The 14,105-nt window shown below is 29.4% G+C and carries 14 protein-coding genes; all 14 read right to left on the reverse strand.

The genetic code is table 11. The features are described from left to right. Entirely contained in the window at window positions 1–897 is an 897-nt protein-coding gene (locus VCM48_RS06940; RefSeq protein WP_482272095.1) for a 1-aminocyclopropane-1-carboxylate deaminase/D-cysteine desulfhydrase, read from the reverse strand. Further along, window positions 890–1,513, reverse strand: coding sequence for a sugar transferase (locus tag VCM48_RS06945; RefSeq protein ID WP_482272096.1), 624 nt, complete (start codon window positions 1,511–1,513; stop codon window positions 890–892). The genes VCM48_RS06940 and VCM48_RS06945 overlap by 8 nt, the downstream gene beginning before the upstream one ends. Next, the gene (locus VCM48_RS06950) at window positions 1,513–2,178 is read right to left on the reverse strand and encodes a NeuD/PglB/VioB family sugar acetyltransferase (protein WP_482272097.1); all 666 of its coding nucleotides are present in this window, start codon (window positions 2,176–2,178) and stop codon (window positions 1,513–1,515) included. The genes VCM48_RS06945 and VCM48_RS06950 overlap by 1 nt, the downstream gene beginning before the upstream one ends. Next, window positions 2,171–3,061 carry an HpcH/HpaI aldolase/citrate lyase family protein gene (locus tag VCM48_RS06955; protein ID WP_482272098.1) on the reverse strand — a complete coding sequence of 297 codons (891 nt, stop codon included), beginning with the start codon at window positions 3,059–3,061 and terminating at the stop codon, window positions 2,171–2,173. The genes VCM48_RS06950 and VCM48_RS06955 overlap by 8 nt, the downstream gene beginning before the upstream one ends. A gap of 1 nt (window position 3,062) precedes the next feature. Then, complete coding sequence (locus VCM48_RS06960) at window positions 3,063–3,521, reverse strand: MaoC family dehydratase (protein ID WP_482272099.1); 459 nt, start codon at window positions 3,519–3,521, stop codon at window positions 3,063–3,065. Further along, entirely contained in the window at window positions 3,508–4,326 is an 819-nt protein-coding gene (locus VCM48_RS06965) for an HpcH/HpaI aldolase/citrate lyase family protein (protein ID WP_482272100.1), read from the reverse strand. The genes VCM48_RS06960 and VCM48_RS06965 overlap by 14 nt, the downstream gene beginning before the upstream one ends. Before the next feature lie 184 nt (window positions 4,327–4,510). Continuing rightward, window positions 4,511–5,758: a glycosyltransferase family 4 protein gene (locus VCM48_RS06970; protein ID WP_482272101.1), complete on the reverse strand. Its 1,248-nt coding sequence runs from the start codon at window positions 5,756–5,758 to the stop codon at window positions 4,511–4,513. A gap of 10 nt (window positions 5,759–5,768) precedes the next feature. Continuing rightward, on the reverse strand, window positions 5,769–6,908 hold the full coding sequence (locus VCM48_RS06975; protein WP_482272102.1) for a glycosyltransferase family 4 protein: 1,140 nt from the start codon (window positions 6,906–6,908) through the stop codon (window positions 5,769–5,771). Between the two features lie 41 nt (window positions 6,909–6,949). Continuing rightward, entirely contained in the window at window positions 6,950–8,137 is a 1,188-nt protein-coding gene (locus VCM48_RS06980; protein ID WP_482272103.1) for an alginate lyase family protein, read from the reverse strand. 7 nt (window positions 8,138–8,144) lie between these two features. Continuing rightward, the gene (locus VCM48_RS06985) at window positions 8,145–9,320 is read right to left on the reverse strand and encodes a glycosyltransferase (protein ID WP_482272104.1); all 1,176 of its coding nucleotides are present in this window, start codon (window positions 9,318–9,320) and stop codon (window positions 8,145–8,147) included. Window positions 9,321–9,331: 11 nt separating this feature from the next. After that, window positions 9,332–10,552, reverse strand: coding sequence for an O-antigen ligase family protein (locus tag VCM48_RS06990; RefSeq protein ID WP_482272105.1), 1,221 nt, complete (start codon window positions 10,550–10,552; stop codon window positions 9,332–9,334). Further along, entirely contained in the window at window positions 10,553–11,845 is a 1,293-nt protein-coding gene (locus VCM48_RS06995) for an MOP flippase family protein (RefSeq protein ID WP_482272106.1), read from the reverse strand. Next, window positions 11,832–12,992, reverse strand: coding sequence for a TDP-N-acetylfucosamine:lipid II N-acetylfucosaminyltransferase family protein (locus VCM48_RS07000; protein WP_482272107.1), 1,161 nt, complete (start codon window positions 12,990–12,992; stop codon window positions 11,832–11,834). The genes VCM48_RS06995 and VCM48_RS07000 overlap by 14 nt, the downstream gene beginning before the upstream one ends. Continuing rightward, a complete protein-coding gene (gene rffA, locus VCM48_RS07005) occupies window positions 12,985–14,103 on the reverse strand; it encodes a dTDP-4-amino-4,6-dideoxygalactose transaminase (protein ID WP_482272218.1) in 1,119 nt (372 codons plus the stop codon). The genes VCM48_RS07000 and rffA overlap by 8 nt, the downstream gene beginning before the upstream one ends. Window positions 14,104–14,105 lie beyond the last annotated feature (2 nt).

The following is a 14,105-nucleotide window of genomic DNA, read 5'->3' on the forward strand; positions in this document are numbered from 1 at the left end:
TTATTCTTCGGCTAAAAAATTAAATATTCCTCCCGTATGCCAAAACAGAATATTTTTATCGTTAATTTTATTTTTATCTATATAATCTAACATTCCGTAAAAGGCTTTTCCCGAATAACAAGTATCTAAAGTAAAACCGTATTTTCTTATAGAATTAAGACTTAGCTTTTTTAGTTCTTCATTGAAATGCCCATAGCCTCCCATCAAATAATCATCTAAAACAATAACTTCTCTTTTTAAACAATTAATATGATAATTTACACAAAGCTTTTTATAAAAATCATCGACAATTTTTGTTGCCAATTCAGACTTTCTACCCACAGAAACCCCTATAACCTTCGTGTTTTCAAAACCAAACTTATCTAAGCCAGCCATGATACCCGATTGTGTTGATCCTGTACCTGATGCATGAAAAATATAATCTGGTATCCAACTATTTTTATTACTATATGTTTTTAGTTCCTGCACAGCTTCAATATAAGCCAACCCTCCTTCAAGAGTATGTCCTCCTCCCCAAATATAATACGGTTTAAAACCTGTATTTTTATACAGCTCCATTGCTTTGTCCATAGCATTACTAATTTGGCTTGCATTATCTACAAACACAATCTCTGCTCCCGAAAGACGCATTATTTTAGCATTTCCTGACTCTTTTAAAAAATCTTCTCTTGAACCATGTAAAACCAGAGTACATTTGATTTTTTTCTGGGCAGAAAAAACAGCGACAGCTCTACAATGATTGGACTGAAAACCTCCAGTGGTTACTAAAGCATTGGCTTTCTTCAAAAAAACATCCTTAGCAATGGCATCCATTTTTCGACCTTTATTCCCTCCTCCCAAAAATGGATAAAGATCATCACGAAAAACTCTAATATCTTTATTTATTATTTCAATCATTAACTGTCTTTTCGCTTTTCGATCTAGTCTTAATTAGAGATGGTATCTGAGGGGTTATTGCAATATCTTTCCTAGAAATTACATATTGAATAGTTTTTAAAAGAATTTTAATATCTAACATCATGGATAAGTTTTCCACATAATACACATCCATCTCAAGCCTATTATTCCAATCTAACGAATTTCTTCCATTGACTTGTGCTAAACCACTAATTCCAGGCTTAACATTATGTCTTTTTAATTCCCTTTTGCTATAAAAGGGTAAATTTTTTATCGATAATGGTCTTGGACCTAGAAAAGACATTTCTCCTCTTAAAATATTAAAAACCTGAGGAATCTCATCCAAAGATAACTTTCTAATTAAAGCCCCTTGTCTTGTTATTCTCATTTTATCTGGTAAAGGGTTTCCTTCTTCATCAAAAACATCCTTCATTGTTTTTAACTTAAATATATAAAACTCTTGATTTTTGTACCCTAACCTTTTCTGCTTAAAAATAGGATTAGATTTAAAATGTATTTTCAGGTAAATTAATAACACTAAGATGATAGGTAAAAAAATTAGAGCTAAAACAAAAGAAAATAAAATATCAAAAACTCTTTTTATATATATATACATTACATTGTAATTTTATCATTTACACTTTTGTGAAACTTAGCAGGAGTTCCAACCCATAGTTCATTTTCTGGTACATCTTTGGTTACAATACTACCTATTCCTAATGCTGAATACTTTCCAATACTTTGTTTTCCCCTAATAGTTGCATTCATACCAACCCAAACACCTTCACCTATTTCCAAATAAGAACCTAAACATGAACTGGCTGTAAAAAAACAATGCTCTTCTATTTTATTATCATGTCCAATTGTAACATTGCTCATTATTAAGCTGCACTTCCCTATTCTTGTTCCACAAGAAATACTTGCATTAGGCATGACAACAACACCAGGCTCTAACATTACTGAAGGCGATACAAAAGCTAGAGGGTGAATAAAAGTAAACAAACTATCATTAGGTATATTTAAACTTTTAAAAAGCTTAATTCTTTCTGGTTGCCCTCCCATCTTATAAATTGTAAACAGAAATTTATACCCTTCTTTAACAAGCTTTTTTGCTTCTTCTGTTTTTCCTAAAACCGGAACTCCATTAATCTCTGTAACATCAGCATCATTTAACAACCCCACAAACTCTGCTTTCAAACCAAACTTATTTTTTGCATGATTGATTGCTTCTCCAATAACAATTGCCGCTCCTGAACCTCCAATAATAATTATTCTATCCATTGTTTCTACCTATTATTCTTTTATATTTCTCTATCGTTTTATTTGCTTTTAACACAAAAGGAGGTCCTATAAATTTACCATTCATAATAGCAACTCCTTGATTGTTTTCTCTTGCTTCTTTATCTAATTTTAAAATCTCTTTGGCTTCTTTAACATCTTGTTCTGAGGGAGAAAAATACCTATGAACCAAAGGAAGTTCTATTGGATTTAAACAAAGCATCCCTTCATACCCTAATTTTTTGGATAGAATAAGATTTTTCTCTAAATCTTCTAAATCTTTAACTCTTACATGAACTGTATCAATAGGTATTACTTTACAAGCTCTTGCTGCCATTGCAATCATATTTCTAGGCACAAATAGACTTTCATGATTCAAATCATGCTGCCCTTCTAAATCAGCAATAAAGTCTTCTGAACCGTAGGCTATAGCAATTACTCTTGAAGAAGCATTGCAGATATCTTGTGCATTCAAAACAGCTGAAGCTGTTTCTATTAAAGGGATTATTTTAAACGTTCCTACTGGTATTCCTTTTTCGTATTCTATTGTTTCAAGCAGTTTATCAAAAAAATAGATATCTTCTCCTTTTTTTGCTTTTGGATACATAAATCCAGATATTCCATCAATAGTTAATTGATTTACATCTTTTAGCAACTGTCCGCTTTCTCTATCATTTATTCTTGGGAATATTACTTTTTCTTTAAAAGCACCTTCACTAACCATTTTCCTTACCAAATCACGTGCCTTTTGTTTGTTTTCCATAGGCTGTACTGAATCTTCTATATCAAAAAGTAAAATATCTGTATTAATTTTTGTAGCACTATCCATTAACTTTTTGTTATGAGCAGGAACAAACAACAAACTTCTCATTAAATAGTCACTCATTTTATTTTTTTTTAGGAATTAATACTTTTCTTCTAAAACTTAAAACAGGTTTATTATACTGGTTATATGCTATTGTTTCAACATATACAATACCTCTGTCGTTTTTGGACTTAGACTCACGTTTATCTAATACCGTTGTTTTTGCGCTAATCGTATCGTTAACAAAAACAGGTCCTATATGATTTACACTTTCATATTCTAAGTTAGCTACTGCTTTACCGCTAATATCTGGGACTGTTATCCCCACTACTAAACTAAAAACTAAAGTTCCTACTACCAAAATTTTTCCATGCTGGTGATCTTTCACATGTTCCAAACTTAAATGAACAGGATGATGATTCATTGTTAATAGACTAAATAAATTATTGTCACTTTCAAATATTGTTTTAGTTAGTGAATGCTTTATTGTTTCCCCAACAACAAAAGCATCGTAAAAATTTCCTAAATTACTTGGTTTCATAATGATTAATTATTTTTTTAGCCTTATTCAAATGAGGGCGTTCTATTATTTGATTATCTATTATTATTGGATTGAACTCCTCTTTATCTTCAACTTTTCCTAAGGCAGTTATTACTTTTTTTGCCCATACTAAATCAGCATCAGAGTATAATTTCATTTTTCTTTTACATTCTAACTGCCATGGGTGAATATAAAATTTAGCATCATACCCCTTATGAAAACCATCTGTAATTTCTTTTCTTAGTAGGTTTTCATCTTTCAGTTCCATAGAAGCTATATCTATGGCCTCAATATTTATCATTCGTGCCAAGTATAACAACTGTAGGCGAGGATATTCCAAATTTTTTAACGTATGATTTCCTCCTATTTCACTCATAAAATCGTGACTCCCTAGTGCTAACCCTTTTATCAATCCCTGACTAGTTAAAAGTATCTGTTGTAACTCCAAGAAAAAACGAGCGGTTTCAACTAGCAATATAAGTTTTAAATCAATTTTATCTATTGCTTTTATAATAAACTCAAAATCTAAAGCACTCTGTAATTTTGGAAATATAAAATTGCTATAACCAGCATCTATAAGCTTCTGTAAAGCCTGTATATTTACCTGTAAATTTACATCATACAAAGGTATACGCAAGTAATGTTTTTTATATTTTAATGGATTCTCACATAGTTCATCTATAATAGCTACTCTGTCTGAAGCTTTTACCGCATCTTCAAGGTCTATAATAACATAAACTCCTAAAGCTTCAATAGTGGCTAATTTGTGTAACCTATTTCCTGGAACAAAAAAATAATCTTTCATAATTAATTAACCTCATATAGTACCTCTATATAATCTTTAAAATATTGTTATTTATAAACCAAATATTTTATTTCACCAACTTAGTTCATAAATCAGAGGCTATCAAATTTACATATTTATCACACAAGATGCTTTTATCATAAGTAGTTTCTTCTAATTTACGAGCATTTTTTTATTTTGCTTTTTAATGTGTCGTCTGTCCGGAGTTTTGTTCTATTTTTCGTTTTATTTTATTAAATATTTTCAAATAATTTTGTGTAGCAACTTCTAAAGAATATTTCTCTTTCGCTAAAGTTAAAGAAGCTTCACTTTGTTTATTAATTAATAAACTATCTTTTGTGTATTTCACAAAATTTTCAGCAACTTTTTCTGTTATATCAAAAGGTAATACATAACCAACATTTTGCTTCTTTATGGTTTCAGCCTGCCAACCTTCATGATTAATTAACACTGGCTTTGCTGCTGCTAAAGTATCAAAGAATTTATTTGCACTATTTGCCCAAAGTTCAGGTATATCTATTACAAAAGAGGACCCCATAGATACTGCATTATACCATAAAGGTAATTCGTTTTTTGAAATTGGGTCTAGGATAAAAACATTTTTTTTAAAAACGCCTATGTCTTTTGCTAGTTGTGTTATATTTTCTTTTTCGGCACCTGAACCGATGAGTATAAACACTAATCCTTTATCTAACTTCAACCCTTTTTCTGCAAGTTTAATCACTTTATGTATTCCATTTACCTTTCCAAAAGTACCAGCATATAACACCGAAAACCTTGGCTGAAACCCGACAATTTCCTCTAAATTTATTTGATTTACATTATCTTGAAAACGATTAACTTCTGCTATATTTTCAATAACAATTTCCGTTTTATCTTTAAATTGAGGATAACGAGAGACTATCGACTTTTGCATATCGGTAGAAAGAGGGACTATAGCCTGTGCTTTTTTATAAATTAATTTTTCTAATCCAAAAAGTAGTTTTTGTAATATTTTATTTTTAATAGCCCCGATTGCAATAACTGCTTCTGGCCAAACATCACGCACTTCAAAAACAAAAGGCGTTTTTCCTAACCACTTTTTTATTAAAGCAGGAATACCTATTGTTAATGGCGTAGAAGTAGCTAATACTATATCTCCATTTAATTTTAATAAACGAAAAGAAGAAAACCATAAGAATTTAAAAAAAACTAAACTTCTTTGTAGGTAAGACATATGATTCCCGTATGGTAAGTAAATATAATTCACTTTTATTCCTTCTCTTTCTATTTCGAACCAACGCTTCTCACTTTTATATCCTTCGTCAGATGTTGCTGTAATCATAGTTACATCATATCCTTTTTTAACAAAAGAAGAAGCTAAATCATAAGAGCGTGTCCCTCCTGTTTCATCGGGAAATTTAAAGTATTGGTGGAGATATATTATTTTCATTTTCTCTAATTTATCTTTTTATATTATAGTAAATATCTTTATAAACCTTTGCTATATTACACCAATTGTGGTTCTCTTTTAATTTATTTATAGGTAAAACATATAAACTATGATTTTTTATTAACTTCTCTAGGGCTTCTTTTATTTCTTCTACCTCACTTGATATAACTTTTTCCCCAATTTTTTCATCATAAAAACCATCTATCCCTTCGTTTTTTGTATATAAAATAGGTAAACCTTGTAACATTGCTTCTACATATACCAATCCAAAAGTTTCGTGCTTTGAGGGCATGGTAAAAAAGTGACAATCTCTATAGATTTTAATCAATTCTTCTTTTTGTTCAATTTTACCATGATACTTAAATAAGTCTGGAAATGATTTAATGTTTTCCATAATCACTTCTGTTTGCTCTCCTTCTTTTCCTACAATATGTAATTCACAATTTACACCCTCTCTTGTAGCAAGTATTTTAACCGCTTCTTGCAACTCAACCAATTTTTTCCGCTTAATAAAAGTACCTACATATAAAAACTTAAATTTAACAATCTCTTTTGATGGTTTAAACTCGTTATGGTTTTGAATCCAAAAAAAATCTACCCCATTAGGAATAACTTCTATTTTTTTTATTGGTATCGCATCAGCCTTTTTATAACTATCGAAAAATGTTTCTTGATATTTTCCTATTAAAAATATTCTTTTTGCTTTATTAAGAATTTTGAAGCCAAACCCACGATGTTGAACAAAATATCTATAATGTACATTTAAATCAGTATTTCTAACAGCAATAACATATGGAATATTATATTTTTTTGATAATAAATAAGCCACCCCTCCATCACTATACCAGGTATGTGCATGAATAACATCTATCCCTGAAAGATCAACCTTACTTTCAATATTTTTTAAAACCTTTTTTATCTTTTTCTTATAAAAAGCACGGTCGGTAGTTTTGTTTAAGATATGAGAGTAAATAATCTCAGAATCTTTAACATTAAACTCTATTTTATTTTTACCAATTTTATTTTCTTCTTTAATCGGGTTATAGACAACCTGGGTTAAACCTAATTTATCTAATTCTCCTACCAAGTTTTTATAAACCTTAGATCCAGAATAATCATTCGTTATATGTAAAACAGTTTGTTTTTTCATTTTAATAAACATTCCTTAAAATGTATATTCATCTATATTTTTCAATACACATTATTTGTTAATATTTCAATAGGCATAAGACCAACATTTTTGTCTTTAACACTATCTTTGTAACCTCGGATATTAGACCTCAATAAGACTCTCTGAACTTGTCTTGATGAGGGGGACTTTCCTCCAAAACTCCATTTCTTATCAGCTTTAGCGTAGGGTATTAACCATTGATAGGTTTTTTCGATACTTCCTCCTTTTTCATTTTCATAATAATATAAATTGTCTCCTAACTTTTCTGAAAATTGTACCAAATAGTCAAAAGCACTTAATGTATACTTCACATATTCCCATGGTTTAACTCTGTTTAATTCTGTTCCTAAGCTTCCATCTGCTTCTATTTGATTTTCTACAATAATCTTACCTTTGGTCTTTAATATTTTTTTAGCTTTTGTTTTATTGCCTATAAATAAATTAAAAGCAACAATTTGTGCCGTGTAATATACACCTATATTGTTTTTTGCCTTGCTCTCTACGCTTGGGGCTTTATTGTTTTCCATCCAACTGGTAAAATCGGTAAACCAATTTTTTAACAACTTATATCTTTGTTTATCAAAAGTCTTAGAATCTTTAACTAACTGTACTCCTTCTATTAAACGAATAAATGAAACAGAGCCAATGGTTATACTTCCTCCTTCAGACCTACTCTTTCCTTTAACTAACTGAGAAAAGTTAAAGTTTGGGTTCATTTTGGTGTCTTCATTTATAAAGAAAACATCAATTAATTGATTTATCCACTTAACATATTCTTCATCTTCTGTATAAGAATAAACTAGACCAAGCTTATATATATCGGCACTTAAATTACCTACCATATAACTATCGGTAATTTCTCGGCTTTCTGGGTTTACTTTACCATCTTTTCTTAAATATGGTATACCTTTTGACTGCTTTTCATCTGGCCACCAATAAGGTGCTATACTATAATAGTCATGTTTAGATTGGCTAGGTGGAATTTGTTTTTTATAAGTTACAGAATATAATTCTCTCTTTTCTAATATTTCATTTGCATCTTTTATCAATTCTATTTTGGCAGCACTAAGCTTCATATTACCTCTTTCTATCTCTGATTTATTATGTTGCAAAATCTTATAACTAGTTACAGGAACATTAAAGTTAATCCTTGCACAACTTATGAAAAAGGATATTGTTAGCATCGACAAGAATGTCTTTTCAGTCATAGTCAATTTATTTTTTATATAGCTCGATATACTTAGGTACAATTTTATCCCATGTATATTGCTCTGCATAAATTTTGGCATTATCACTCATCTTTTTATAAGATACTTTTAATGAAATAAGACCATTTAAAATTTCATGTAATTCTTCAGTAAACTTTTGCTCCTCATATGGCTCTAATAAAAACCCTTCTTTCCTCTCTGTAATTAAACCGTCAATACCCGTGTTTTTAGCAGCTATAACTGGTAGTCCACATGCCATAGCTTCAAAATAAACCCTTCCTAAAGTTTCAGGATAACTTGGCATAATGAATAAATCATATTTTAATAAAACCGAAGGCAAATCTTGATTATTAATAAACCCTTTAAGAGTAACTTTACCTCCTAAATTATGCTGTTTTATTAATTGACTTAAATTGTGCTTCTCTGCCCCATCACCGTAAATATCAAAAATAAAATCGTATTCAAAATAACTTAAACTTTTTATAACTAAATCTATATTCTTTAGCTTCAATAATCTTGATACTGTAACTAACCGAATTGGCTGGTTTATCTTTTTATTTTCTTTATTTTTAAAAAAATGTTGACCTACTCCATGTGGGATAAAATTAACTTTTTTGTTGACCAACATTTCACTCTCAACTATTTGACGAGAGCTAATTGCTATTAAGTCTCTTGCTCCTTCTAAGTTTTTTTTAACCTTTTCATCTTTATTTCTATTTAAACCACGTAACGTGACTATATAAGGGATATTATATTTTTTACTCAGCAAGCGTACTATATATGCACTAGTAGCTACATTATGTGCATGAAGAACTGTTGGCTGATAATTATTAATTATTTTCTCTATTCTTTTTCTATATAAAAAAAGACTTAACCTTATTAAGGTATTTCTAAAAAATACTTTTTTGGGGAGTAAAAAAACAGGAAATAAGAATAATTTTCTTCCTTTTAACTCAAACTCTTTCTCTTGTTTTAACTGATAATATGAATTCCATTTTGATGAGGCTTTAGCTAATATCCTATTAGCATACGGAAAAGTAAAAATATATTTAAATGAGATATCTTTATTTCTCGAGTTGATCTCATCCTCCGTTACTAATAATATATCATTTTCCGTTTTTTTATACTCTATAGCTGAAACAGGAAGAATCCCAGTAACAACTAACACTTTAATCTCTTTCATACATCTCTTATTTATAGAAAGTCATTCTTAAAACTATTTGAAGTATATATAAAAATTAAGCTTATATATGTTATGGGAGTCGTAATCATTGGGCTTATAAAGTTTGATAAAATAAAAAGAAAAACACCTATAAAACATGCTATATCAATTGAACTTTTAAATCTAAAGTGTGAAAATCTGTTCTTTATTCGGATAAACAAAAAAACAAGTAAGGGTAAAAAACCTAAAAGACCAAAATTTGCTAAAAAATCAACCCAAGGCATATGCTCTCCAACTTTATCATACGACTGCCATGGAGGAATACCTATTCCGAAAAACGGATTATCATAAAAAGTTTCTAATGAAACATTTGCTAATTTATCTCTTCCTGTAACATCTCCTCCTTGTTTTGAAAATCTCTCTATTTTACTCAAAATTGGACCTAATAACCTAGTATCTGATAAATATTGATTAAAAATATAAACTGATATAGATAAAACCACTATTCCTACTACTATAGCCTTAAAACTAAATAACTTTTTAAACCTAAAAAAAAACAACAATAGGACACCTAGAACAAACATAAATATAGAAGCAAAAAAAGTAGATATAAAAATTGAAAATATCATACTAAAAATTGCTATAAACATTATTATTCTTGCAAAAGAGCTTTGTAAATAACTTTGAATTACCAATCCAAACAAACACAATCCGCTCAAGGAGGTGTATAAAGCATTTGTTCCTACTCCATTTTTCAATGCTTCTTTTGCTAAATCATCAGATAACTGACCTGAGGCCAACAGCCTTACTAACAGAAACTTAGAGTCTAAAATATAAGGAATAGAAATACTTGCTTGTACTCCTAAGGCTATAAAAATCAAAAATATAATTGTGACTCTTTTTCTTATATCATATTCGTAAATAGCATCTATAACGTACAATATTGCAAAAAAGAAAAATATCAAAAAGTATTGTTTCGATTTAGAATTAAAATCTACCAATACAAAATTAAAAAAAACAACAAGAATAAACCCTATAAGAAATAAAAAATCAATTTTTATACTTGCTTTACGTAAAGGGATTTTTTTGTACTTAACCAGTAAGTAAACAAAATAAACAAGAATTAAACTCCATGAAGTTATAAAACCTTTGAATAAGATATTCAAATATCCTATCATCGGGATAATAAATGCAAAAGCAGTTAAAAATACATCAATTGAAAAAATTAATGTTATTTTATTTTTATTCCCCATTTAACCTTTTATTAATTTATAAAAATTTAACTGTACCTTAAAGCTTGCCTGAAAATATTCCTTAAAACTTGCTCCTGTTAAATTATTTACTAATAGCCTCCAACTAGGATAATATAATAGTATCATTACTAATACTAGACTAATTGTAACTCCCAAAATACCGTATAGACTTCCAAAATATATAAATACGGGTACAATAAATAAGGTTATAAAATTCCATAAGAACTCCAAATCAGTCCTTCCTGTTGCTACTACAAGGCTCCCTACTGGATTTCCTATAGACCTAAACATCATATAAACAGAAAGAACTCTAACTAAAACAACGATCTCATCAAAACCTCCTCCATACATTATTTTCACTACCCATGGTGCTAATAATATTAACCCAAAATAAACAGGGATGTTAATTGATGCTACAATATTTACTAGTCTTAAATATCCACTTTTTAATTCTTGTATATTTTTCTGCATCAAAGCTAACGCAGGTGCAGCTACTTTGACAACTACCGGATTAATTACTTGCACAGGACGAAAAACTAACTGTTTAGCCAAACTATAACCTCCCAAAATATCTGTAGAAAAAAACTTTCCGATAATTAATATATCTAAATCTCGATTAAAATAATTAATTACCTGACCTCCTACCTGATACATCCCTATTTTTAAAAACTCTTTTGTCTCTTTGAATTTAAAATGAAATAAAAGCCCGTATTTTCTTACACCTATTATAAAATAACATACATTAGAAAATAAAGCTTGAAATATAACAGAGTAAACCAGTGCAAAAACCCCATAATCAAAAACAGCAAGTACTACAGAAAGTCCTAAAGATAATAAAGCACCTATTATATCTATAAGGCTTATGATATTGAACAAAAGATGTTTTCGTTCTATTGTCTTATACTGTCTCCCCAAGCCTGATATCAATAAATTAAGACCTATTAAAGGTATTAACGTATTCAACAAAGGTTGTTTATAAAAAGATGTAACTAACGGAGTAATGAGAAGTAATATTACATACATAACTATACTTACCATCCAATTTATCCAATATAAACTAGCATATTGATTTTTAGTAATGCCTTGCTTATGTAAAATAGCTGAGGTCACTCCCATATCATTAAACAGATTCATAAATCCCATGACAAAAGTAACCAGCGCCATCAATCCAAAATCAGATTTATCTAAAAATCGAGTAAGGATGGAAACCTTTAATATAGCAACTACAGCCAATACAATTGTACTTATAGTTGTCCATTTTACTCCTGTCTTAACTTGTTTATTTATCGACACCTATTAATTTATTTACTAATTCCAAATACTGTGATTGTAAAACATTTTCTGTAAATAGCTTATCTAGAATTTTTCGATTAATTTCTTGCTTATCCTTTTCCAAAATGGTATTTGAGTATAATGAAAAATCAATATCAAAATCAAATACATAAATTCCTAACCTCTTAAAGTAGTAGTATATTGGGTTTTTAGAAGACAAATAAACACGAACTCCCATATAAAGCAAGGCTAATATATTACCCATTGCTTGTTGCCTGTAATGATAAAAAACAGCTATACTACAACTAGATAATAAATTGAAATATTTATCTCTTTCCATAAAATCCAAAATAGGGCAAAAATTTTCTCCTAACAATTCTTTACCTCTATTTAAAACAACTGACTTATATTTTTGATTATTCCCATAACTTAAAGGAACAAATACTCTTTCTTTAAAACCTGATTTATTAATTATTTCGAGAGCATCTAAGTGATTATTTTCTACTGAGTTTGAATTACCTAAAATAATATTTTGAGCATCCAAATTAATTCTCAAATTTGATTGTCCTGCCAAATACTGATTAATAGTAGAATATCCTATTTCTTGATACGCTAATCTATTTGGATAAAAACCTACAAAAAAATCGTAATCTTCTTTTATATATGTACAGAAATAATCAACACGCTTATGTGCTAATTCATAAACATTATAAAAATCGTCTGTTTTTTTAATATGCTTATAATATAAAGACCGAAGAACTTTATGCTTTTTAATACTATTTATAAGTGTATATTTCCGATTATTACTTTTTAAATATGATAAGGTTTCAGGAGCATATAATGTATTTCTAATTTTTGGTAGGTTATACACATCAAACCCCCATGCAAACCATGCTGTTTTCACATTAACATCTAACTCTACTAACAACTTAGCAAATACATAATTCAACCCATGAACAACAACTGCAACAACATCTTGCTCTATGTTATCTTTCGAAAATAAACTAAAACCTCCAAAAACTACATTATCTCTTTCTGTCTTACAGTGCCTACGATTAACACTATCTCCTAACACAAAAAAAATATTATTTTTAAAAACTTTTTCAAAATTTCCAATAACATCATCTGTGATTTTCTCATCAGGTATTAAATGTAAAATTTTACTCATTAATAATGCTATCTATTATGTACTGTACATTTTCCTTGGTTAATTCATAATACATAGGTAAGCGCACTAAGCAATCTGAATAATCATCAGCTTTTTCTAGCTTACCGCCTTCATATTGTTTAGCGTAAAAAGGACTTTTATGCAAACTTAAATAATGAAATACAGAATGAATGTTCTTTGCTTTAAGTTTTTTAATCAATGTTTTTCTTTGTGCAGCATTTTCACACACCATATAAAACATGTGTGCATTATTCATTGCAAAGTCTGGTATAAAGGGTAACCTTACATTGTTTTCTTCTGCCCATTTATTTAAACCTGTATAATATTGTACCCAAATTTCCTTTCTTTTATTTTGAATTTCCTTTAGGTTCTCTAATTGAGCCCATAAAAAAGCAGCTATAATGTCTGAAGGTAAAAATGAAGAACCTACATCTACCCAACCATATTTATCTACTTCTCCTCTAAAAAATGCAGAACGATTTGTTCCCTTTTCCCGTATAATCTCTGCTCTTTTTATAAATTGTTCATCATTGATTGCCAACAAGCCCCCTTCTCCAGAAATAATATTTTTTGTTTCGTGGAAAGAAAACGCAGCTAAATGCCCTATACTACCTAAAGGCTTACCTTTATAATATGAATCTATTGCTTGGGCAGCATCTTCAATTACGTACAAATTATACTTACGTGCTAAGTCCATTATTATATCCATATCACAAGCAACTCCTGCATAATGTACAGGAACAATTGCTTTTGTTTTTGGAGTAATTAACCGTTCTATACTTCTTTCATCTATTCCTGGGTGGTCTATTTTACTATCGGCAAAAATTATTTTTGCCCCTCTAAGTACAAAAGCATTTGAGGTAGATACAAAAGTGTAAGAAGGCATAATAACCTCATCTCCTGGTTGTATATCTATCAATATTGCTGCCATTTCTAAAGCATCTGTACAAGAAGTTGTAAGTAGTGCTTTTTTAAAACCGTAGTTTTCTTCAAAAAAAGTATGACATTTTTTGGTAAAAATCCCGTCTCCTGATATTTTCCCTATTTTTACAGCTTCTTCAATATATAAAGTTTCTTTCCCTGTAAAATAGGGTTTATTAAATGGTATCATCA

Source organism: Tenacibaculum sp. DPLXC6 (assembly GCF_056815515.1).